A 20643-nucleotide genomic window follows, 5' to 3' on the forward strand; every position below is an offset into this window, starting at 1 on the left:
CTATCACTGTGCTGCAGGAGGTCCGCCATGAGCCGAGCCGTCATCCATGAGACGTTCGGAGGTCCCGAGGTACTGGAGTTGCGCGACGTCCCGGAGCCGCACGCCGGCCCGGGCGAGGTCCGCGTCCGCGTGACGGCCGTCGGGCTGAACCCGATGGACTGGAGCATCGCCGCGCGGCCCGAGGCGGCGGCGCGGTTCGGCATCACCCTGCCGTCCGGCTTCGGATCCGACTTCGCGGGCGTCGTCGACGAGGTCGGCGCCGGCGTCACGGGTTTCGCCGCCGGCGACCGCGTCCACGGCGGCGCGCTGGGGAGGGCCGCCGCCGAGTTCCTGGTGGTCAAGGTGCCGGCAGGGGCGTTCGACATGCTCTTTCACACGCCGGACGGCGTCAGCGACGAGGTGGCGAGCACGCTTCCGGTGGCCGGGCTGAGCGCCGCCGCCGCTCTGGCGGCGATCGGCCTGCGGTCCGGCGACACCGTCCTGATCGGCGGTGCCGCCGGCGGCGTGGGCGTGTTCGCCGTCCAGCTGGCGAAGCTCGCCGGCGCCACCGTGATCGGCACCGCCTCGGAGGGCACCTTCGGGTTCCTGCGGCGGCTGGGCGCCGAGCCCGTGGCCTACGGCGCCGGGCTGGCCGACCGGGTACGGGCCATTGCTCCCGATGGCGTGACCGCGGCGACCGACCTGTTCGGCACCGAGACGGCCGAGACCGCGCTCGCGCTCGGCGTCCCGCCCGAGCGGATCTCCACGATCGCCGCGGGGCCCACCCCTCCCGGCGGCGTGCGCCCCACCGGCGGCTTCGACGCGCGACCGGACGCCCTGGAGCGGATCGCCGACGCGATCGTCGCCGGCGAGCTCACCGTCCCGATCGCCGCGACCTTCCCGATCGAGAAGGTCCGCGACGCGGTGGCGCTGCAGGCCGGACGGCACGTCCACGGCAAGGTCGTCGTCACGTTCTGACGCCGCGACTTCGGGCTTCATCAGGGAAAACACGGAGTCGGGGGACGTCTGAGAGGGCCTCGCGGTTGCCCTCGGACCCACACATGGCCACACCCAACCATGTGTCCGCGAATACCTGTACAAATAGGCATTCGCTGATCGACGAAAGGGGTTCCCGGGGTGAAGAGGATCGTTGTTTCGGGGGCCGTGGCCATCGCCGGAGCGGTGGCGGCGGGGCTGATGGCGGCGGCGCCGGCGGAGGCCGCGAGCCCGGTGCAGATCTACCGGGTCTACTTCGACTCGCCCGGCACGGACACGGGGTCGAACACGTCGCTGAACGCCGAATGGGTGCAGCTCTACAACACCTCGACGACGTCGAAGCAGCTCAAGGGGGTCACGCTGCGCGACAAGTCCGGCCACACATATACGTTCGGCTCGTTCACCATCAAGGGGCACAAGTCGGTCTACGTGCACACGGGCCGGGGGACGAACACCGCGACGAACCGGTACTGGGGCTCCAGGGCCTACATCTGGAACAACACCGGTGACACCGCCTACCTGCGCTACCCGAGCGGCGCGGCGGCGGACTCCTGCTCGTGGGGCAGCGCCGGCTCGTCCAAGTACTGCTGAGAACGGCACGCCGCCCGGACGCTCTATCCGGGCGGCGGTGTCCGGCCGTCAGATGGTGCCGGCCGCCTTCAGGGCGGCGATCTCGTCGGGGGGCAGGCCGAGGAGGTCGCCGTAGACCTCGGCGTTGTGCTGGCCCAGGGCGGGGCCGAGCGTGCGCACCTCGCCCGGGGTTTCGGACAGCTTCGGGAACACGTTGTGCATCGGGAAGTCGCCGAAGTCGGGGTGCGCCATCCGGATGATCGCCTCGCGGGCCTTGTAGTGCGGGTCGGACAGCATGTCCTTGGCGCGGTACGTCAGCCCGGCCGGGATGCCGTTCTCGTGCAGCAGTTCCAGCAGCGACGCGGAGCTCTGGCCGGAGGTCCACGCGCCGATCAGGTCGTCCAGTTCCTCCGCGTTCGCGCCGCGCGCGCCGTGCGTGGCGTAGCGCTCGTCGTCGGCCAGGTCCGGACGGCCCATCAGCGCGGCGAGCCGCCGCCAGATCGTGTCGCGGTTCGCGGCGATCAGGACCGGGCCGTCCAGCGTGGGGTAGACGTTGGACGGCGCGATGTTCGGCAGCACGGACCCGGTGCGTTCCCGCTGGTAGCCGGCGATCTCCCACTCCGGGACGAGCGACTCCATCAGCGCGAGCACCGCCTCGTAGAGGGCGGAGTCGACGATCTGGCCGCGGCCCGTCCGGTGCCGGGCGTGCAGCGCGACGAGGGTGCCGAGCGCGGCGAACGTGCCGGCCAGCTCGTCGCCGAGCGAGATCCCCGCGCGGGACGGCGGCTTGTCGGGATCGCCGGTGACGTATCGGATGCCCCCCATCGCCTCGCCGATCGAACCGAAACCGGCGCGCGGCGCGTAGGGGCCGTCCTGCCCGTAGCCGGTGACCCGGGTGATGATCAGCCGCGGGTTCTCCCGGTGGAGGTCGGCGGGTGCCAGGCCCCAGCGTTCGAGGGTGCCGGGACGGAAGTTCTCCACCAGCACGTCCGCCTGCGCGATGATCCGCCGGGCGAGCGCCTGGCCCTCCGGCGTGCGCAGGTTCAGCGTCACCGACTTCTTGTTGCGCGCGAGGATCGGCCACCACAGCGACATGCCGTGCGGTTTCTCCCGCCCCCACTCGCGCATCGGGTCCCCGGACCCCGGCGGCTCGATCTTGACGACCTCGGCGCCGAAGTCGCCGAGCAGCTGCCCGCAGAACGGGCCCGCCAGCAGCTGGCCCATCTCCACGACCCGCAGGTCGCCGAGCGCACCGGTCATCGTTCGTCCTCCGTCAGGTTGGCCGCGGCGGCGCGGATGTGGGCGCGCATCACCGATTCGGCCCAGTCGGGGTCGCGGGCGGCCAGCGCGGCGACCAGCTCGCGGTGGTGGTTCATGCTGCGGGCCATCGCGCCGGCGTCGTAGCGGCGGAACGTCCCGATGATCAGCGGGGCGTGCATGACCGACGTCAGCATCGCCGGCAGCCGCCGGTTCTGCGACGCCTCGATGACGGCGGCGTGGAACAGCGCGTTCAGCTGCGCGACCCGGGTGAGGTCGCCGTCGGCCGCGGCACGCTCCATCGCGTCGCACTGGCCCAGCAGGTCGGAGAGGGCGTCCCGGTCCGGCGCCAGGCGGGCCGCGCGCGCCGCCGCGTACGGCTCCAGCAGCGACCGCAGCTCGAAGATCTCCTCCAGGTCCCGCCGCGTCCACCGGACGACCCGCGCCCCCCGGTGCGGCAGCACCTCGACCAGGCCGTCCGCCCCGAGCCGCTGCAACGCCTCGCGGACGGGCGTGCGCGACAGCCCCAGCGTCTCGGCCAGCTCCGCCTCGCCGAGCCGGCTGCCCGCCGCCGCCTCACCGGAGAGGATCATCCGCCGCACCGCGTCGTACGCGGCGTCCGTCGCCCGCGCCATCGCACCCCCTCTCTGAGCTGATTGCATGCAATATAGTCGCAGAAGGGTCGAAGCTCGCAAGATGGAGGCCGGGTTGCATACAACAGTCCTGGAAGTGGGGCCGCGCGACGGGCTGCAGAACGAAGCCCGCCCGCTCACCCCGGACGACAAGATCGCCTTCATCTCCCGCTGCGTGGACGCCGGGGCCCGCCGCATCGAGGCCGTCTCGTTCGTCAACCCCAAGCGCGTGCCGCAGATGGCGGGCGCCGAAGAGGTCATGGCCGGGGTCCCGCGCCGCGACGGCGTCTCCTACAGCGGCCTCGTCCTCAACCGGCGCGGCCTCGACCGCGCCCTCGAAGCGGGGGTGGACGAGGTGAACGTCGTGCTCGTCGCGTCCGACACGTTCAGCGTCCGCAACCAGGGCCGGACGATGGCCGAAATGCTCGACGCCTGGGACGGCATCGCCGCCGCCGCGCGCGACGCGGACGTCCCCGCCGGCGTCACGATCGCCGTCGCGTTCGGCTGCCCGTTCGAGGGCGAGACGCCGCCGGAGCGCGTCGCCGAGATCGCCCGCCGCGCGCACGCCGCCGGCGCCGCCGAGATCGCGATCGCCGACACGATCGGCGTCGGCGTCCCCGCCCAGGTCCGCGACCTGACGGCCCGCGTCCGCGCGGCCGCACCCGGCACCCCGCTGCGCTTCCACTTCCACAACACGCGCAACACCGGCTACGCCAACGCCCTCACGGCCGTCGACCTGGGCGTGCCTACCCTCGACGCCAGCACCGGCGGCTTCGGCGGCTGCCCGTTCGCGCCCGCCGCCACCGGCAACATCGCCACAGAGGACCTCCTCTACGCCCTCCACCGCAGCGGCGTCGAGACCGGCATCGACATGGACGCCGTCGCCGCGACCGGCACCTGGCTCGCCGACCTCCTCGGCAAACCAGCCCCCGCCCTCCTAGGCCGCGCCGGCCCCTTCGGCTGACGCCCCTCGCGTTGACTTGCGGCGAGTCGTTGTTATGGCGGGCCGCATAACAACGACTCGCCGCAACTCAACGAGTTATCGGCGGGGTTTGGCGACGTCGAAACGGTCGAGGTCGCGGCCCAGCGTGATGCGGCCGCTGTAGCGGGCCTTCCGGGCGCTGCGGTCGGCGGCCTTCTGCCACGCGGCGTCCGAGAGGATCGACGGGTCGGCCGGCGAGATGTGGCTGATCACGATGTGCCGCGCCCCCGACTCGACGCCGACCGCGCCCAGCTCTCCCACCTCGGTGTGGACGGCGCCGATGTGCTCGACGACCGCCGGGGGATAGCCGATCGCGGCCACCGCGTCCCGATGGTAGGCCTCGTGCACGAGGACGTCGGCGTCGTCGGCCAGCCGCGGGATGTTGGGTGTCCGGGCGGTGTCGCCGGAGAAGACGATCACGCCGTCCTCGGTCTCGATCCGGTAGGCGAGCGCGGGGAACACCGGCCCGTGCGGGACGAGGATCGCGGTGACCTTGAGGTCGTCGTTCTCCATCACCGGGAACGGGTCCATCCGCGGCGCGGTGGCGGACGCGCTCGCCCCCGCCGACGCGGGCGGCTGGATCTCGTGGACCCGGACGTAGTCGGCCGGGTCGCTGCCCATGTGCTCGGCGATGAACCCGTTCGTGGAGTAGGCGAACGCCGCGTTCGACAGGCGCAGCACTTCGGCGATGCCGGGGACGGGATCGTCCGCCTCGACCCAGTGGGACCCGGGCGGCGGACCCGCCGGCAGCCGTCCCGCCGAGCCGGGCCCGTACACCTCGATCGGCTTCTGGAATCCCTGCTTGCCCACGACACCGGCGCTGAGCAGCGGGAACGAGAACAGGTCCACGGTGTGGTCGGCGTGCAGGTGCGTCACGAAGATCCCGGCGAGGGACGGCATCGACAGCCCGGCCCGCATGAACTGGGTGACGGCCGCCCGTCCGGCGTCGATCACGTAGGTGCGGCCGTTGACGACCAGCGCGGACGCGATGCCGGTCCGGGCCGCGAGCGGCGGCGGCCCGGCGGCGGTGCCCAGCAGGAACAGCTCGGTGCCGCGATGGCCGGGCCGGCGCCCACCGGGCGCGGCCTGCGCGGCTTGCGCGGCGGACGGGGCGAGGCCGGCGAGGGCCGCCGCGCCGCCGCCGAGAACGGCGGCCCTGAGGACCGCCCGGCGACCGGACGTCGCGGTCGCGGTCTCGGTCTCGGACGAAGGCGCGGGCGCTTCGGTGTGGCCTTCAGCAGGGGTGTGGGATGCGCAGGTGCACAAGGGGACAACCTTCGGCCGACTCGACGATGCCTGGCGTTCGCTCAGGTCAGAGGGGTGTCACCAAAGGAAGCAGACGGCGCGGTCGCGGCAAAAGGGCACGAGTGATCGGTATCCCGGATGACGGTCATCGACGGGACGGATACCGGCGTCCCGGAGTCGCGTGGCGGCACCGTGTATCCGTCGGCTGAATGACAACCATCCAGCGAATCTATTTCTCAAATGGGGTAACCGCCGTCACATTAGGGTCACCGCGGAGCGGAGAACCGCTCACGTCGAAGGAGCACGCCCTGTGAATCCACCCTCCAGGCGTTCCGCCCTCGGGACGCTCGCCGCCGCCTGCCTGGCCATCATGGTCTCGCAGATCGCCAACGTCGTCCCGGCGCCCATCAACGGGACCATCCAGGAGTCGCTCGGCGCCGACGGCGTCGCGCTCGCCTGGGTGACGTCGGCGTTCCTGCTGCCGACCGCCATCCTCGAGCTGTCGTTCGGCGTGCTCGGCGACCTGCTGGGACGCAAGCGCGTCCTGATGGCGGGCACCGTGGTGCTCGCGGCCGGCGCGCTGGTGTCCGGGTCCGCGCACGGCGTCCACCAGCTGTGGGCCGGGCAGGCGCTGGCCGGCATCGGGGCGGGCGCGCTGATCCCGACCTCGCTGGCCATCGCCGTGGCCGGCGCGTCGACGGCCGAGGAGCGCTCGCGCGGCGTCGCCACCTGGACGCTCAGCATGTCGCTCGGCACCATGCTCGGCGTCGTCGTGAGCGGGGCGCTCGCCGAGAACGTCTCCTGGCACGCCTCGTTCTATCTCGTCGCGCCGCTCGCGCTGGCCAGCCTGCTGGTGACAGCGGTGTTCGCGCGGGAGTCGAAGTCGCCCGAGGGACGGTCGCTGGACTGGCCGGGGCAGGCGTCCATCGCCGTCGGCATGTTCGCGCTGCTGTACGGGATCGTGGAGGGCGCCGGGGTGTCCTGGACGTCGCCGCGCACCATCGTCGCGCTGGTCGTCGGCGTCACGGGCCTCGTCGCGTTCGTGCTGGTCGAGCGCAAGGTGCCGGAGCCGATGCTGCACCTTGCGGTGTTCCGGATCCCGGCCTTCTCCGCCGCCGCGGCGGCGGCCGTCATCGGGATGTTCTCCTTCCTCGGCAGCGTCTACGCGCTGAGCATCCGGATCGGGGCGCTCCAGCACAAGACGGGCGTCCACGCGGCGGTCTTCTTCGTCGTCCTTCAGGGCGTGCCGTGCCTGCTCGGCCCCGTCCTGCCGCGCATGATGCGGCGGTTCGGCGCGCGCCGCCTCGACAAGGGCGGTCCGTTCGCCGTCCTCGGGATCCCGGGCGCGCCCGCCGAGGCGGCTCTCAACGCGCTGTCGCACGGGTTCTCCGTCGGCCTGGTGCTGTGCGCTGCCGCCTCGCTCGTCGCCGCGCTGGCCACCGCGGTCTGGCTCCGCGAGGCCGGCGAGCGCCGCGCGCTCGCCGAGGTGCCCGTCACCGCCTGAGCGGCGCCACCCCCGGCGTCCGGATGTGACAGAACCTCGTCGTGGCGGACATGGCCCCGCACCGGTGACAATGGGGTCATGTCCGCTCCGCACCGTGTCGTCGTCGCCGTGTTCCCGGACGTCGACCTGCTCGACGTCACCGGGCCCGCGGAGGTGTTCGCGCTCGCGAACCGGGAGATGTCCGGCGGGACGCCCTACCGGGTGCTGCTCGCCGGGCCGGACGGCGGCCAGGTGCGCACCGGCGCCGGCGTCCGGGTCGCCACCGACCTGACGTTCGCCGAGGTCGGTGACCGGGTCGACACCCTGGTGGTGCCGGGCGCGGTGGACCGCGCCGGCGCCCCGGTGATCGACCCGGACCTGGTCGGCTGGATCGCCGCGACCGCCCCGCACGCCCGCCGCGTCGCCTCGGTGTGCGTCGGCGCGCACCTGCTCGCCGCGGCGGGCCTGCTGGCGGGCCGGACGGCCACCACCCACTGGGCCACCGCGGACCGGCTCGCGGCCGACCACCCCGACGTCGTCGTGGACCCCGACCCGATCTACGTCCGGTCGGGCAACGTCTGGACGGGCGCGGGCATCAGCGCCTGCATGGACCTCGCGCTCGCCCTCGTCGCCGAGGACCACGGCGAGCGGCTCGCCCTCGCCGTCGCCCGGCAGCTGGTGATGTATCTCAAGCGGCAGGGCGGGCAGAGCCAGTTCAGCGTCCCGCTCTGGCAGGCCCCGGCCGAGCGCCGCGACCTCGACGAGCTGCGGGCGTGGATCACCGCGAACCCGGCCGCCGACCTGTCGGCGGCGGCGCTCGCCGACCGGATGAGCCTCAGCGAACGCCACTTCACCCGGGTCTTCCGCAAGGAGACCGGCACCACCCCGGCCGCCTTCGTCGAGGCGGCGCGGGTGGAGGCGGCGCGGCGGCTGCTGGAGGGCACCGACGAGCCGCTCGACCGGGTCGCGGGCGCGTGCGGCCTCGGCTCGGTCGAGACGCTGCACCGCGCCTTCAGACGGCGGCTCGGCACCACACCCGCGGCCTACCGGCGGCGGTTCCGCACAGCCGCCTGACCTGCGCAACCCCTGAACTCCGGCCCGGTCGGGCCGGCGATGCATGCTGCCCGATTTTCACCATCACAGGAGGATTGAGATGACCGTTTCCACCACGCTGCGCCAGGTGATCGGCCTGGACGGGACGCTGCCCGCGCTGTCCACCAGCACCCTCGTCCTGATCGACTTCCAGAACACCTACCGGACCGGCGTCATGGCGCTGCCCGGCGCCGACCCGGCCCTGGACGCGGGCGCCCGGCTGCTCGGCCGCGCCCGCGCCGCCGGGACGCCGGTGGTCCACGTCGTCAACGACGGCGGCGAGGGCAGCCCGTACGACATCCGCGCCGAGATCGGGCGGATCGACTCCCGCGTCGCGCCCCGCGACGGCGAGCCGGTCGTCGTGAAGGGCTACCCCAACGCCTTCCACGAGACCGACCTGCTGGACGTGCTGCGCCGCCTGGACGCCGGGCCGGACCTGGTGCTCGCGGGCTTCATGACCCACATGTGCGTGCAGTTCACCGCCCAGGGCGCGTTCAACCTCGGCTACCGGCCCACCGTCGTCGCCGAGGCGTGCGCGACGCGGCCGCTGGCGGGCCCGGACGGCGCGCCGATCCCGGCCGGCGCCCTGCACGCGTCCGCCCTCACCACGATCGGCGACCTGTTCGGCCTGGTCGCCCCGCGCGTCGCCGACCTGCCCGACTGACCCCGTCCCGCCGAGCCGCCGCGGGCGGAACCTACCCCGGTTCCGCCCGCCGGCCGGTGGGCCACCGGGGCGCGTCAGGCGCGCGATGGACGGGCGATCGCGAACCGGTCGATCTCCGTGCCGTTCTCGGCCAGCGCCCGCACCGACAGCGTCGAGGTCCGCCCGCGCGTCGCCGGGGCCACGTCGACCCGGATGAACGAGTAACCGGTGAACCGCACCCGCGACCAGTGCACCGTCTCGGGGACCTTGTTGCGGTCCTTGTCCCAGACGTAGGAGGCCACGGAGTCCAGCGGCTTCTCGTGGCCCTCGTAGGAGTCCGGCACCGGGAAGCTGTAGAGGCTCCTGCCCGCGCCGCCCGCCGTCACGTAGACGACGCCGTCGCTCTCCGGACGGGCCGTGCCGCCGATCGGCACCTGCTTGCCGACCGCGTTGCCCTTGATGGCGTCGGTGCGCTCGTAGACGTGGTTGTGCCCGTTCACCACCAGGTCGACCTGGTACTTCTCGAATAGCGGCACCCACGCGTCGCGGGCGCCGCCCTCGGAGGCGTGCTGGTTGGTGGTGGAGAACGCGCAGTGGTGGAAGAACACCACGATGAAGTCGACGCCGCGCCGGGCGCGCAGCGACTTCAGCTGCGCCTCCAGCCACGCCGTCTGCTTCCCCTTGGACAGGCCCTGGTTGGCGGGGATCTCGTAGGAGACGTCGTTGGCGTCCAGCGAGATGACGGCGGTGTTGCCGTACACGAACGAGTACACGCCCGGCAGGTTCTTCGGGTCTGGACCGTTCCCGGGGAGCTGGAAGCGCGCCTCCTCGCCCCCGTACCCGTTGGGCGAGTACCAGGCCTCCATGTCGTGGTTGCCGTACCCGACCATCCACGGCACCTGCTTGGCGACCGTCTCGGTCTGGGCGAGGAACTGGTCCCACACCCGGACGTCGAAGCTGTCGCTCGTCTGGCCCGACCCGGACGGGTCGGCGTAGCAGATGTCGCCCGCGTGCAGGTGGAACGCCGGGTTCTGCCCCAGGATCAGGCTGTCGTTGGCCAGCGCGTGGTAGCTGACGCCCTGGTCGCCGAACGCGGTGAAGGTGAACTTCGACGGCCGCGCCGGGGCCGTGGTGAACGTCCCGACCGTCCCGGCGAGGTGCGAGCTGGCCGGGTCGAAGCCGTCGTGCCCGACGCCGTAGTAGTAGGTCGTGCCGGGGTGCAGCCCGGTGAGCCGGACGTGCAGGTAGTACTGGGTGAAGTCGGGGCTGGAGCCCACCCCGGCCGGGGTGTAGAGGCTGCGGACCTCCGCCGCGATGCGGTGCGACAGGTTCCACGGGTGCGTGCCGATGCGCAGGAACGGCTTCTTCACCGCGACGGGGACCTGCCAGGACACGGTCATCTCGGTCCGCGGGTCGGCGCCGAACGCCAGGTGCCGGCCGATCGGCGCCACCAGCGAGCCGTCGACGTGCTCGGGGGACGGGGCGAGGAGGGGGAGGGCGGCCGGGGCCGACGCGCGGGCGGTGCCGGTGAGCAGCCCGCCCGCGGCGAGGCCGCCCGCCGCGACCGCGCCGCCGCGCAGCAGGCCGCGGCGGGAGAACTTCGACTGCAGGTATTCGTGCTGCTCCGCCATGCTCATGCGCTCGGCGAGGCGCTGGGGGATGCCCATGCGAGGAGTGTTCACGGTCGTTAGGGTGGCGAACGATGCGTGCGCGCGGACGTACGCGACATGAACGCGGGGCGTACGGCCTCCGGCGAAAAGACCACCGTTGGGCGAGGGCGCGCAGGTCGCGGCCGCGCAGGTTCTGACCGCGCACGTTGTGGCCGTCTCGCGAGGCCGGGGCGGGACGTCACCCGGAGACCAGGGCGAAGATCCAGAAGAGGATCTGGATCGTCAGGATGGCGGCGCCGAGGACGGTGATCCCGACCGGCATCCGGTAGGCGGGGCGGGGGTCAGCTCGCCCGGGGTACCAGGGAGAGCCCGGCCCTGCGGGCTTGTTCGACGCTGTCATGGAGGGCCTCCTCGATCTGCCGTGCCCGCTCGGCCAGGTCGTCGATCTCGGCGATGGCCAGGTCGTCGCGGACCGTGCGGGCCAGCAGGTCGCGGTAGGCGTCGGTGCCTTCGGCCAGGTTCCGGAGGGCGCGCAGTTCGAGCAGCGCCTCGTCCGCGGACCGTGTGCGCGCGGCATAGCGTTCGAGCGCCTCGACGCGCTTGATGACGGACTCGGTCGCCAGGTTCAGCGCCTTGCGCTGGGGGCGCAGCGCCTCGACGACGCGCGGTGTGCTGAGCCCCATCGTCTTCTGCGCCTGGTCGGCGTTCAGGCGGGACAGTTCGGCGAGCGTCTGCGCGATGTCCCAGAGCTGCCGGGGCAGGGTCACCGTGTTCCGCACCTCGTCCAGAAGGCCCTCCCGGTTGACCTCGGACCGGATCACCGCGTCGACGGCCGCCTGCGCACGGTCGAGGAGGGCGGGCGCGGGGCCGTTGAGCTCTTCGGGGCGGACGTAGCCGTCCTTATGGCGGCGGATCAGTTTCGGCAGTTCCGGTTCGCCCGACCGGACGAAGACGGCGATGAAGGCGATGAGCTGGAGCGGGACGCCCCACAGGAGGTTGAAGGCCAGCCCGTAGAAGCCCCAGATGGCAATGGGGGCGATGACCGCGGCCTCGGCGACGACGCCGGCGATCTTCGCCCGCTTCCCGTACTGCCAGCAGGCGAGGACGGGCAGGTAGACCCAGATCGGCGCCTGGGACGCGGCCAGCACGGCCGTGGAGAAGCCCCGCCCGCCGAAACGCGGGCGGGGCGGCGGCGCCGACGGATGCGGCAGCAGGCGCGCGTTGGCCGCGAGGACCTCGCGCGCCCCCTCGGGGATGTCGGGATCGAGCACCACTCGTGGCGTCACGCCGAAAATCCTCCACGAGCCGATCAGCCGTCCACAAGGGGATAGCCGAATGTGGAAAACCTCGCGCGTCAGGCGGGGAGGGCGAGATGGCGGGGGTTGACCACCGTGAGCTTGTCGACGATCGCGGCGCGGATCGCCTCGACCACCTCCTCGCGGCGGTCGTCGAGGGCGCCTTCGCGGATGGCGGCCGCCAGGTCGGCGTCGGTCTCGCAGCCGAGTTTGCGCAGGCGGGCGGCGTGGGCGGCCTTGTGGGCCTCGCCCAGCAGGAGCTCGCGGCGCGCGATGCGCAGGGCGGACGCGGCCACGCGGGCGTGGAAGCGCAGCCGCTCGTCGGGCTGCTCGGCCTCCAGCAGGAACGCGCCGACGGCGTCGATGAGCGCGGACGCGCCGGGACGGTCGTGCGGCGGCGAGTGCTGCGGCGACGCGTCGGCGAGCGGGTCCGGGACGGTCACCGGTGACGTCAGGCCGAGCGCGAGCAGGACGTCGTGCTCCTGCTCGCAGACCTTCCGCCCCAGCACGGCGTACTCGATGGACGTGTCGGAGCCGCTGAGGAAGCGTTCGCCCTGGTGGCGGCAGAGGATCGTCCAGCGGAGTGTGCCGTACACCTCCCACCAGTGCAGCTCGTCGCGGGACGGCGGAGTGCCGCCCGCGTCGGCGTAACCGGCGAGCAGGTCGTCGCGGGAGCCGAAGCCGCCGGCGGGATGCGGGGAGCCGAACCGCCACGCCTTCACGCACAGCCAGCCGAGGTCCTCGGCGGGGTCGCCGAGGTGGGTGAGCTCCCAGTCCAGGACGCCGGTGACGCCGTCCGGCGCGATCATCAGGTTGCCGTTGCGGAAGTCGCCGTGCACGACCGCGCGGCGCCCGGACGCGGGCGGGCGGTGCTCGCGCAGCCAGCGCAGCGCCAGCTCGACGGCCGGGCGCGGCTCGCCGAACGCCTCGTAGTAGGCGGTGATCGCGGCGAGCGGGTCGTCCTCGGGCAGGCCGGGGACGGGCGCCATCGTGTGCAGGCGGGCGAGGACGCCGCCGAGGTCGCGGGCCAGCCGCGGGCGGACCGCGGCGAACGCCTCGTCGCGCAGCAGCCGGCGCGGGATCGTCTCGCCGGACAGCCGCTCCATGAGCATGAAGGGCGCGCCGGCCAGGTCGTCCCCGTGGTCGGCCAGGGCCGGGACCGGCACGCCGGCGCGGGCGGCGGACGCCAGCAGCGCCGCCTCGCGCGCCATCGCGCCCGGGTCGGGCGAGCCCGGCGGGTCGCGGCGCAGGATGAGCGCGCGGCCGTCCGCGTCGAACGACCAGGTCTCGCGGCTCGCGCCGCCGGAGAGCCGGTGCAGGTCCGTCACGTCCGCGCCCAGCCGGGCGGCGAGCGCTCGCGCCAGCGCGTCCGGCCGCGACGCCGCGGGTTCCTCGTGCACGGGGCCTCCTTCAGGGGGTGGGGCGCAGGCCGAGGGCCCGGAGGTTGAGGGCGTCGAGGGTGTCCAGCAGCCGTTCGGTGTCGGACGGGTCGTCGCCCTGGACGAGCCACAGGTACAGCGAGTGGTCGACCATCGCGGCGAGCGCGCGGGCGGTCATCTCCGGGTCGAGGTCCTTGTCGACGAGCCCGGCCCGCTGCCAGCGCTCGATCGCCCGCGCGGACCGTCCGACCGACTCGGCGCGGTGCTTGCGCCGCATCTCCTGGAACTCCACGTTGAACGTGGCGACCTGCTCGATGATCGCCATCATCTTGGCGTTGCGCCGGTACGCCTCGTAGTAGGAGCGGTTGGCGCGGCGGACCCGGTCGGCGGGCTCGGGGCCGGCGGCGGGGGCGAAGGAGTGCCGCGTCATGTCCTCGAACAGCCGGTCGGCGACCTCGAGGAACACGGCCTCCTTGGACGGGAAGTAGGTGTAGAAGGAGCCGTAGGCGACCTTCGCGTGCCGGGCGATGTGCGCGACCCGGGTGTCGAGGAAGCCGCGCTCCTCGAAGACCTCGCGGGCCGCGGTGAGGAGGCGCTCCCTGGTGCGGGCGCCGCGCTCGGTCAGCGGCGCCTGCGGGCCCTCCCCGGCACCCGTCTCCGCCATCGCCCTGGTCCTTCCGCCGGGGGCCGCCCGCCCGTCGCGCGGGGCTTGACAACCCGTCGTCCGCGGGAACAGTATCCGAGCATCGGGCAACTTGATATGACTGTCAAGTCAACTTCCGGGGGTACGTCCCGGACCGGCAGCCGCCGCGGCGCTCCCGCCGTCCCGTCCTGAAAAGGGAGGTCCCCATGGCCGTGAACACCGAGTTCGAACTCGGCGGAATCAACCATCTCGCGCTCGTCTCGTCCGACATGCAGCGGACCATCGACTTCTACTCCGGCGTCCTCGGCATGCCGCTGATCAAGACCCTCGACCTGCCCGCCGGAATGGGCCAGCACTTCTTCTTCGACTGCGGCGGCGGCGACTGCGTCGCGTTCTTCTGGTTCCCGGACGCGCCGGACGCCGTGCCCGGCATCTCCGCGCCGAAGTCCCGTCCCGAGCAGGGCGAGCTGCTCAGCGCCGTCGGGTCGATGAACCACGTCGCGTTCCACGTCCCGGTGGAGAAGTTCGAGGAGTACCGGACGCGGCTGAAGGAGAAGGGCGTCGAGGTCAGCCCGATCCTCAACCACGACGACAGCGAGTGGGGCGTCGCGCCCGAATTCAACGAGGGCGTGTTCGTCCGCTCGTTCTACTTCCAGGACCCCGACGGGATCCTGCTCGAATTCGCCTGCTGGACGCGCGCCTTCGACGAGTCCGACGTCTCGCACGAGCCGAAGACCGCCGCCGACCGCACCGCCGCCAGCACCGCCGACAGGGAGAAGAGCAATGCCGCGTCTGCGTGAGGTCCCCCGCGCCGAGGTCACCGACGAGCGCATCCTGTTCTTCTACGACCACCTTTTCGCGCCCGACCGGGACCCGGCCGTCGACCACGGCACCGCGACCGGCTCGCCCGGCGACTGGTGGACGGTGTTCGCCCAGGACCCGGACGTGTTCCGGCACGCCGTCCGCGGCTTCGCCCTGTACCGCAACGCCTCCCTCGACCCGGTGCTGCGCGAGCTCGGGCAGTGCCGGGCCGGCTGGGCGCGCGGCAGCCAGTTCGTGTTCTCCCAGCACTGCAAGCAGATGCGGGCGCTCGGAATGTCGGAGGAGCGGATCGAGTCCATTCCGCACTGGCAGACCGCCGACTGCTATTCCGAACTGGAGCGCGCCGTCCTCGCCTACACCGACGGGCTCGTCCTGGACGGCGGGCGCGTTCCCGACCGGGTGTTCGAGATCCTGCAGAAGCATCTCTCCGACAAGGAGATCCTGCAGCTCACCTACATCACCTGCATGTACGAGATGCACGCGACGATGTCCCGGGCGCTGCGGCTGGAATTCGACGACCGTCCCGAGCCCATCGTCGAGGTCGCCGCTCCCGAGGGTTACGGCACCCGCGACATCTCCGCCGACCTCACCGGCGGCGCCTGATGCTGTTCCCCGTCCCGGACCGGGTGCGGGACGTCCGCGACGCCGTCCACGCGTTCATGACCGAACGTGTGGAGCCGGCCGAACCCGCCCTCAATTCCGGTGACCGCGACACCCTTCTCCGCCTCCGCGACGAGGCGAAGAAAGAAGGGCTATGGGCGCTCGGGCATCCCAAGGAATTGGGCGGCGGGGGCCTGCCTTTCCTCGATTACGTCTACGTCAACGAAGTCCAGGGACGCAGCGAATGGGGGCAGCTCGCCCTCGGCACGTTCACGCTCCAGGACTCGCTGATGCTGCACAAGTACGCGAGCCCCCGCTGGCGCGAGCGCTATCTCGCCCCGATGGTCGCGGGCGAGGTGTCCCCGAGCTTCGCGATGACCGAACCCGACCACGCCGGCTCCGACCCGACGCAGCTCCAGACCCGGGCCGTCCTGGACGGCGACGAATGGGTCATCACCGGCCGCAAGTGGTTCACCACGGGCGCCGCTCAGGCCGCCTACACCACCGTGATGTGCCGCACCGAGCCCGAGGGCACGGCCCCGCACCGCGCGTTCAGCATGATCGTCGTCCCGACGGACACGCCGGGATACCGGATCGTCCGCGAGACGCCCGTCCTTGGCCTGAACGGCGGCCATTACGAGGTCGCCTACGAGGACGTCCGGGTGCCCGCCGACAACCTGCTCGGCCCGCGCGGCCACGGTTTCGTCATCGCCCAGGACCGTCTCGGCCCCGGCCGGATCTTCCACTGCATGCGCTGGCTCGGCCAGGCCCAGCGCGCGTTCGAGCTGATGTGCGCCCGCCTCGGCACCCGCGTCGCGTTCGGCGAGCCGCTGTCGGCGAAGCAGCTGATGCAGCAGCACGTGTTCGACTCCTACACCGAGATCCAGGCGGCCCGCCTGCTCACCCTCCAGGCCGCCGAGCAGATCGACGCGGGCGACCAAGCCCGCATCGAGATCGGCGCGATCAAGGTGGTCGGCGCCCGGATGCTGCACAACGTCGTCGACCGCGCCATCCAGGTGCACGGCGCCGCCGGCCTCACCGACGACCTCCCGCTGTCGCGCATGTACCGCCACGCCCGCGAAGCCCGCCTCTACGACGGCCCCGACGAGGTCCACATCCAAAGCACCGCCCGCCGAATCCTCAAAGCCGTGACCTAAGCCCCCTGCCCCACATTGGTCATCGACCGAGTCTTCAGCCGGTAGTCCGCCCAGCGTCCGGTCAGGTCTGCGTGCCGGGTGATCCAGGCGTCGTTGCGTCGTTCGCTGGCTGCTCGCCATTGCTGGGCGAACGCGGCTGTGAATGTGTCGATGTCGGTGGCGTCGGCCTCGGCCCAGGCGCGGAACTGGGCGACCCATTCTTCGGCGGCCTGGGGGTGGTGTCCTGCTTTGAGCAGCCAGGGGATGAGCAGGACGAGTTCCAGCCAGGGCGCGCCGCGCGTGGCGAAGGCCCAGTCCACGACGTGCGCACGGCCGTCGGTGGTGATGACGAAGTTGTCCTGGTTGAGGTCGGTGTGCAGCAGGACGCCGCCGACGGCGAGCGGGGCGGGGTCGTCGACGAACCGTTGCCAGCGGCGTTCGGCGGCCAGCATCGCCACGTCGGGGCATGGTGCGTCGTGGATGGCGTGGATGGTTCTCGCGAGGGTCTCCAAGTCCGGTGACCCGGCGGAGAAGTCGGCGGGACGTCCTTGGACGTGCTCGAATCCGAGTGCGAGCCACTCCCCGGCTTCGATCTGCCAGCGGAGCCGGGGAGCGAACTCGGACACGGCGGGGTTGACGGAGGCTTCGCGGCGCAGCGACATGACCTCGGGACCGTCCCTGTCGTCCAGCTTGCGGGCGGCCTTGACGAAGACCCGCCCGGTCGCGGTGTGCAGGGTGGACGCGATGTCCGCGTGGTTGCCCGTGGGCGCAGGATCGATGCGGGCGATCGAGCCCGTCTTCACTGCGATCCGGTTCCGCAGGTCCTCAGGCAGGTCGGTCCAGTCGGTGCGCACGCGCTGCCCTTTCTGGCTGGGTTCGATCAGAGGCGGATGGCGAGCGCGGTGTCCAGTGGCAGGAAGCCGCTCCAGTCCACCAGGGATCGCCAGTCGCGGCCGCCCTGGTCGTTGCACTCGGGCGGGCAGCAACTGGTGCCGGCCTCACCGTCCCAGAACTCCGGGTCCACGTAGTAACCGGTGGCGTGGAGCCGGGGGATGGTGCGGGCCAGTGCGGCGCCCGAGCGGATGTCGTCGTCCATGACGGGGCGGTGGTGGATGAACGATTCGGCGAAGGTGACGCTCATCGGAACGTACACCTCGGTCCGCTGCAGGCTCAGGTGCCACGCCTGGTCGACGGGCGGGGTCGGGACGATGCGGACGTAGTTGCGAGGGTCCTGTCGCTCGGCTCGGCGGATGTTCCCGACGGCCTTGAGGAACACCAGGTTCTGCCCGACTGCGCGGGTGCAGTAGTCGTGGCCGGCATGGGTGGCGTTGCGGAAGTCCTCCACCAAGAGCGCGAACGCCTTGGCGGGGATCAGCTCCCGCGGGTCCTTCCCGGTGCCGGTGACGCGGTCCAGCGTGGTGGTCATGTTCACCTCCGGCGCGCCTGCGGGTCGGCTCGTTGGCTCCGGCGCGCGCCTGTTGACCGGGGCCACGATGATCGAGGGGGAGGCGTCAACCGCTACTTGGGGGGCGGACGACGGTCAGCAGTGGGGCGAGGATCGCGGTGATCTTCGTGGTCGCACTGGCCGGGTCTTGGCAGGGCGCCAGCAGGTCGCCCGTGGAGGACAGGAACCACGGCGTCCCGTCCGTGCCTGTTGTGACGCGGACGCTCTCTCCAAAGCCGGGCATGTCGCGGGCGAACACATGCATGAGCGCGGGGATCCGGTCGTAGCGCGCGGTGGACGACCACCCCGCGTCGGCCAGGGCCCGCGCGAGCGCGTCCAGGTGGGCGGCGGGCGTCAGATCGCGGGGGTCGTCTGCACTGGTGGTGTCGGGCATCAGACCGTCGCACCGGCCATGATCCGGTGGACTTCGTAGGCGAGCGCCTCCTCGGTGGGCGCCTCGATCAGGTGGCCGCCCCTCGGGGTCATGGCCCACCAGGAACCGGTGGCCTCGCCGCGCCAGTGCATGACGTTCGGCGGGAACCAGGACGCCGGGCGGACGGGCTGCGCCGAGGCGACGGCCGGGATGCCGTCCACCGTCACCACCCTTGAGGAGATCATCGAGTCGGATACCGTTCTCACAGCCGGACCTCGTTTCCGGTCAGGCCCCGGGACCACCGGCGTTCGCCCGCCGGCCGGGGCCGTTTCATGTGTCCGGGGACACCTTTCGCACTCCAAAACAGCGCATCCGCCGTTAGCGTGAAAGGCGGTGTCCGCTGTCCACTTCGATGGACAGCGCCGGACAGCACCGCATCCCGGGGCGAAACGGGTACTAATGGCAGCGATGACTTTCGGCGAGAAACTGCGGCAGCTCATGAACGAGCGGCACATCAGCCAGCGCAAGCTGGCGGCCCTGGTTCCCTGCGACAACGGACACCTGTCGAAGGTCGCCAACGGGCACAAGCGTCCATCGCCCGAACTCGTCGATCGGCTGGACGAGCTGCTCGACGCGGGCGGAGAACTCCGTGTCCTGCGCCCCGAGAAACGCAACGACACGATCGTGATCCGCCGCCGTCAAGTCCTGGAGATGGGCATCGCAGGCGTCACAGCGGGCGCCCTCGGCCGCATCGGCCAGAGCGGACCCGTCAATCCTGAGCTGGTGGAGTACTTCCGCCAGCAACTCCTCGGCCACTACCGCGCCGACACCTGGCTCGGCCCGCACATGCTCATCCCGACCGTCACCGCGCAGACCGACCTGATCCGGCACCTGGTCCACGCCGCTGACACCCCCGTCCGACACGAACTGCTGGAGATGGGCGTCGCCTACGCCGAACTACTCGGCTGGCTCTACCAGGACGCCGCCGCACTGGAACAATCCGGGTACTGGCGGACCGCCGCACTGGAAATGGCGCACCGCTCCGGCAATCCCCAGCTCGTCAGCTACGCCCTCACCAACAAGGCGATGCACGCCATCGACGAAGGCGACCCTGGCGCCGTCATCGACTACGCCAACGCTGCCCTGACCGACGAGGCTCGCCTGTGCGCGAAGGTCCGTGTTCTGGCCTTGGTCCACCTCGGCCACGGACACGCGATGACCGGCGACCGCACGAGCGCCGACCGCGCGTTCGACCGCGCAGAAGCCCTGATCCTCCGCATCGACGACGACTACCCCTGGGCCAACGCCTGCCGCCGCACACCGCACTACACCGACGCCCAACGGGCCACCGCCTACGGCCGCGCCGGTGACCACGACGACGCCGCGACGGCATGGGACCGCGTCCTCAGCGACCAGCCCACCGACTACCGACGAGACTCCGGCGTGTTCCGCGCCCGCCAGGCCAAATCCCTCGCCGCAGCCGCCTCACCCGACCCCGAACGAGTCGTCGCGATCGCCCAGGCCGCCGCCACCGCCTGCGGGCAAAACAGGCTCCGCCCGGCTGCGCGCCGAGCTGAGCGCCCTGCCCGCGCACGCCGCACGCTGGAACCACAGTGCCCAGGGCCGCGAACTGGTCGAGATCATCGGCGCCATCACCTGACGAGGAGACGCCCATGGCCCCCGAACCGCTCACCGACGACGAGATCGCCGCCCGCCTGGCGGACCTCCCCGGCTGGGAACGCACCGGCAACGCCATCACCCGTACCTACCGGCACAGCTACCACGAGACTGTCCACCTGGCGATGTACGTGGCGGCCAAGGCCCGCGAAATCGGCCACCATCCCGACATCCACATCACCTGGCAACGCATCCGCTTCGACATCACCACCCACGACGCCGGACACCGCCTGACCGCCAAAGACTTCGAACTGGCCCACCACATCGACGCCATCGCAGCCGGGCATGGAGCCGAACCCATCTGATCGCAAGGCGATCACGTCCCACTGGTCGTCAGGTGGGCTTGACGTCAGGGTGGGTTGACGGGAGGGTGGGGGCATGGTCAGTCCTGACGGGTTCGAGAAAGAGTTCACGCTGCTGTCGGCGACCGCGCGGCACAACGAGCTGTGGGTGCGGGACGCGATGGGCGATGTCCCGCTGCTGCGCGAGGAGACGCTGGAGATGCTCGCGCTCGGTGAGGTCATCGCGCGCAAGGCCGTGTACGGGCGGCAGCTCGCGGTGCGGTCGGCGCGGGAGGCGGGCGCGTCGTGGTCGCAGATCGGCGCCGCGCTGGGGATCAGCAAGCAGGCCGCCTGGGAGGCGCACGCCCGGTGGATCGACGAGCAGGAGGAGCAGCACCGGCGCGCCGACTACCGCGGGCTGAACGAGGCGCAGGCCGCGGAGGCGCGCGAACTGGCCGGAAGCGTTGAGGAAGGCTGAACCTCTTCCGCGACCCCGCCGGTGGG

General features: G+C 72.0%; 23 protein-coding genes and 1 pseudogene. 12 read left to right on the forward strand and 12 right to left on the reverse strand.

Features of this window, described 5'->3' with window-relative positions; genetic code table 11:
- Window positions 1–27: 27 nt before the first annotated feature.
- Window positions 28–957: an NADP-dependent oxidoreductase gene (locus QP089_RS04205; protein ID WP_285909914.1), complete on the forward strand. Its 930-nt coding sequence runs from the start codon at window positions 28–30 to the stop codon at window positions 955–957.
- Window positions 958–1143: 186 nt separating this feature from the next.
- Window positions 1144–1566: a lamin tail domain-containing protein gene (locus QP089_RS04210; RefSeq protein ID WP_285909915.1), complete on the forward strand. Its 423-nt coding sequence runs from the start codon at window positions 1144–1146 to the stop codon at window positions 1564–1566.
- A 48-nt stretch (window positions 1567–1614) separates the two neighbouring features.
- Here QP089_RS04210 and QP089_RS04215 read toward each other — a convergent pair whose 3' ends face one another.
- Both QP089_RS04215 and QP089_RS04220 read right to left on the reverse strand, forming a co-directional pair.
- Entirely contained in the window at window positions 1615–2805 is a 1191-nt protein-coding gene (locus QP089_RS04215) for a CaiB/BaiF CoA transferase family protein (protein WP_285909916.1), read from the reverse strand.
- Complete coding sequence (locus QP089_RS04220; RefSeq protein ID WP_285909918.1) at window positions 2802–3437, reverse strand: GntR family transcriptional regulator; 636 nt, start codon at window positions 3435–3437, stop codon at window positions 2802–2804. Before QP089_RS04220 ends, QP089_RS04215 begins: the two co-directional genes overlap by 4 nt.
- Window positions 3438–3498: 61 nt before the next feature.
- On the opposite strand from QP089_RS04220, the gene QP089_RS04225 reads away from it, so the two are divergent.
- A complete protein-coding gene (locus QP089_RS04225) occupies window positions 3499–4398 on the forward strand; it encodes a hydroxymethylglutaryl-CoA lyase (protein WP_446474001.1) in 900 nt (299 codons plus the stop codon).
- Between the two features lie 75 nt (window positions 4399–4473).
- On the opposite strand, the gene QP089_RS04230 is transcribed toward QP089_RS04225, so the two are convergent.
- Window positions 4474–5682 carry an MBL fold metallo-hydrolase gene (locus QP089_RS04230; RefSeq protein WP_285909920.1) on the reverse strand — a complete coding sequence of 403 codons (1209 nt, stop codon included), beginning with the start codon at window positions 5680–5682 and terminating at the stop codon, window positions 4474–4476.
- Window positions 5683–5971: 289 nt separating this feature from the next.
- Between QP089_RS04230 and QP089_RS04235 the strand changes: the two genes are divergently transcribed.
- The 3 genes from QP089_RS04235 to QP089_RS04245 all read left to right on the forward strand — a co-directional run bounded on the left by QP089_RS04235 (window position 5972) and on the right by QP089_RS04245 (window position 8900).
- Window positions 5972–7165, forward strand: a complete 1194-nt coding sequence (locus QP089_RS04235; RefSeq protein ID WP_285909921.1) for an MFS transporter — start codon at window positions 5972–5974, stop codon at window positions 7163–7165.
- 78 nt (window positions 7166–7243) lie between these two features.
- On the forward strand, window positions 7244–8218 hold the full coding sequence (locus tag QP089_RS04240; RefSeq protein ID WP_285909922.1) for a GlxA family transcriptional regulator: 975 nt from the start codon (window positions 7244–7246) through the stop codon (window positions 8216–8218).
- Between the two features lie 79 nt (window positions 8219–8297).
- Window positions 8298–8900, forward strand: coding sequence for a cysteine hydrolase family protein (locus QP089_RS04245; protein ID WP_285909923.1), 603 nt, complete (start codon window positions 8298–8300; stop codon window positions 8898–8900).
- Between the two features lie 74 nt (window positions 8901–8974).
- On the opposite strand, the gene QP089_RS04250 is transcribed toward QP089_RS04245, so the two are convergent.
- From QP089_RS04250 to QP089_RS04270, 5 genes are all read right to left on the reverse strand, one after another.
- Window positions 8975–10546, reverse strand: coding sequence for a purple acid phosphatase family protein (locus QP089_RS04250; protein WP_285909924.1), 1572 nt, complete (start codon window positions 10544–10546; stop codon window positions 8975–8977).
- A 181-nt stretch (window positions 10547–10727) separates the two neighbouring features.
- Complete coding sequence (locus QP089_RS04255; RefSeq protein ID WP_285909925.1) at window positions 10728–10889, reverse strand: hypothetical protein; 162 nt, start codon at window positions 10887–10889, stop codon at window positions 10728–10730.
- Window positions 10831–11775 carry a hypothetical protein gene (locus QP089_RS04260; protein ID WP_285909926.1) on the reverse strand — a complete coding sequence of 315 codons (945 nt, stop codon included), beginning with the start codon at window positions 11773–11775 and terminating at the stop codon, window positions 10831–10833. Before QP089_RS04260 ends, QP089_RS04255 begins: the two co-directional genes overlap by 59 nt.
- Before the next feature lie 68 nt (window positions 11776–11843).
- Window positions 11844–13184, reverse strand: coding sequence for a phosphotransferase family protein (locus QP089_RS04265; protein ID WP_285909928.1), 1341 nt, complete (start codon window positions 13182–13184; stop codon window positions 11844–11846).
- Window positions 13185–13194: 10 nt separating this feature from the next.
- The gene (locus tag QP089_RS04270; RefSeq protein ID WP_285909929.1) at window positions 13195–13827 is read right to left on the reverse strand and encodes a TetR/AcrR family transcriptional regulator; all 633 of its coding nucleotides are present in this window, start codon (window positions 13825–13827) and stop codon (window positions 13195–13197) included.
- Window positions 13828–14012: 185 nt separating this feature from the next.
- Here QP089_RS04270 and QP089_RS04275 point away from each other — a divergent pair, with 185 nt between their 5' ends.
- The 3 genes from QP089_RS04275 to QP089_RS04285 are packed head-to-tail and all read left to right on the forward strand — an operon-like array spanning window position 14013 to window position 16385.
- Entirely contained in the window at window positions 14013–14606 is a 594-nt protein-coding gene (locus tag QP089_RS04275; protein ID WP_285909930.1) for a VOC family protein, read from the forward strand.
- Window positions 14590–15231 carry a carboxymuconolactone decarboxylase family protein gene (locus QP089_RS04280; RefSeq protein WP_285909931.1) on the forward strand — a complete coding sequence of 214 codons (642 nt, stop codon included), beginning with the start codon at window positions 14590–14592 and terminating at the stop codon, window positions 15229–15231. Before QP089_RS04275 ends, QP089_RS04280 begins: the two co-directional genes overlap by 17 nt.
- Window positions 15231–16385: an acyl-CoA dehydrogenase family protein gene (locus QP089_RS04285; RefSeq protein WP_285909932.1), complete on the forward strand. Its 1155-nt coding sequence runs from the start codon at window positions 15231–15233 to the stop codon at window positions 16383–16385. Before QP089_RS04280 ends, QP089_RS04285 begins: the two co-directional genes overlap by 1 nt.
- Here the strand turns inward: QP089_RS04285 and QP089_RS04290 are convergent.
- The 4 genes from QP089_RS04290 to QP089_RS04305 form a co-directional block, all read right to left on the reverse strand.
- Window positions 16382–17218 (reverse strand): phosphotransferase family protein, encoded by an 837-nt coding sequence (locus QP089_RS04290; RefSeq protein WP_285909933.1) that lies wholly within the window; start codon window positions 17216–17218, stop codon window positions 16382–16384. The two genes, QP089_RS04285 and QP089_RS04290, sit on opposite strands and share 4 nt — an antisense overlap.
- Before the next feature lie 26 nt (window positions 17219–17244).
- Window positions 17245–17790, reverse strand: coding sequence for a glycine-rich domain-containing protein (locus tag QP089_RS04295; RefSeq protein WP_285909934.1), 546 nt, complete (start codon window positions 17788–17790; stop codon window positions 17245–17247).
- Between the two features lie 85 nt (window positions 17791–17875).
- Window positions 17876–18202, reverse strand: coding sequence for a hypothetical protein (locus QP089_RS04300; protein ID WP_285909935.1), 327 nt, complete (start codon window positions 18200–18202; stop codon window positions 17876–17878).
- Complete coding sequence (locus QP089_RS04305; RefSeq protein ID WP_285909936.1) at window positions 18202–18447, reverse strand: hypothetical protein; 246 nt, start codon at window positions 18445–18447, stop codon at window positions 18202–18204. Before QP089_RS04305 ends, QP089_RS04300 begins: the two co-directional genes overlap by 1 nt.
- Window positions 18448–18649: 202 nt before the next feature.
- On the opposite strand from QP089_RS04305, the pseudogene QP089_RS49110 reads away from it, so the two are divergent.
- The 3 genes and pseudogenes from QP089_RS49110 to QP089_RS04320 all read left to right on the forward strand — a co-directional run.
- Window positions 18650–19780 (forward strand): annotated as a pseudogene (locus QP089_RS49110) (NsdA family TPR-like regulatory protein); the annotation flags it as partial.
- Between the two features lie 74 nt (window positions 19781–19854).
- A complete protein-coding gene (locus tag QP089_RS04315) occupies window positions 19855–20163 on the forward strand; it encodes a 4a-hydroxytetrahydrobiopterin dehydratase (RefSeq protein ID WP_285909938.1) in 309 nt (102 codons plus the stop codon).
- Between the two features lie 73 nt (window positions 20164–20236).
- On the forward strand, window positions 20237–20617 hold the full coding sequence (locus QP089_RS04320) for a hypothetical protein (RefSeq protein ID WP_285909939.1): 381 nt from the start codon (window positions 20237–20239) through the stop codon (window positions 20615–20617).
- The last annotated feature ends 26 nt before the right edge of the window (window positions 20618–20643 follow it).

Source organism: Actinomadura opuntiae, assembly GCF_030283205.1.
Classification (GTDB): domain Bacteria; phylum Actinomycetota; class Actinomycetes; order Streptosporangiales; family Streptosporangiaceae; genus Spirillospora.

Excerpts from the sequence above, each read along its gene's own strand:
- QP089_RS04250 (WP_285909924.1), bottom strand. The coding sequence starts at position 10,546 with ATGGGCATCCCCCAGCGCCTCGCCGAGCGCATGAGCATGGCGGAGCAG.
- QP089_RS04315 (WP_285909938.1), top strand. The coding sequence starts at position 19,855 with ATGGCCCCCGAACCGCTCACCGACGACGAGATCGCCGCCCGCCTGGCG.
- QP089_RS04295 (WP_285909934.1), bottom strand. The coding sequence starts at position 17,790 with ATGACCACCACGCTGGACCGCGTCACCGGCACCGGGAAGGACCCGCGG.
- QP089_RS04225 (WP_446474001.1), top strand. The coding sequence starts at position 3,499 with ATGGAGGCCGGGTTGCATACAACAGTCCTGGAAGTGGGGCCGCGCGAC.
- QP089_RS04285 (WP_285909932.1), top strand. The coding sequence starts at position 15,231 with ATGCTGTTCCCCGTCCCGGACCGGGTGCGGGACGTCCGCGACGCCGTC.
- QP089_RS04220 (WP_285909918.1), bottom strand. The coding sequence starts at position 3,437 with ATGGCGCGGGCGACGGACGCCGCGTACGACGCGGTGCGGCGGATGATC.
- QP089_RS04240 (WP_285909922.1), top strand. The coding sequence starts at position 7,244 with ATGTCCGCTCCGCACCGTGTCGTCGTCGCCGTGTTCCCGGACGTCGAC.
- QP089_RS04245 (WP_285909923.1), top strand. The coding sequence starts at position 8,298 with ATGACCGTTTCCACCACGCTGCGCCAGGTGATCGGCCTGGACGGGACG.
- QP089_RS04215 (WP_285909916.1), bottom strand. The coding sequence starts at position 2,805 with ATGACCGGTGCGCTCGGCGACCTGCGGGTCGTGGAGATGGGCCAGCTG.
- QP089_RS04275 (WP_285909930.1), top strand. The coding sequence starts at position 14,013 with ATGGCCGTGAACACCGAGTTCGAACTCGGCGGAATCAACCATCTCGCG.
- QP089_RS04280 (WP_285909931.1), top strand. The coding sequence starts at position 14,590 with ATGCCGCGTCTGCGTGAGGTCCCCCGCGCCGAGGTCACCGACGAGCGC.
- QP089_RS04300 (WP_285909935.1), bottom strand. The coding sequence starts at position 18,202 with ATGCCCGACACCACCAGTGCAGACGACCCCCGCGATCTGACGCCCGCC.
- QP089_RS04320 (WP_285909939.1), top strand. The coding sequence starts at position 20,237 with ATGGTCAGTCCTGACGGGTTCGAGAAAGAGTTCACGCTGCTGTCGGCG.
- QP089_RS04255 (WP_285909925.1), bottom strand. The coding sequence starts at position 10,889 with ATGACAGCGTCGAACAAGCCCGCAGGGCCGGGCTCTCCCTGGTACCCC.
- QP089_RS04270 (WP_285909929.1), bottom strand. The coding sequence starts at position 13,827 with ATGGCGGAGACGGGTGCCGGGGAGGGCCCGCAGGCGCCGCTGACCGAG.
- QP089_RS04205 (WP_285909914.1), top strand. The coding sequence starts at position 28 with ATGAGCCGAGCCGTCATCCATGAGACGTTCGGAGGTCCCGAGGTACTG.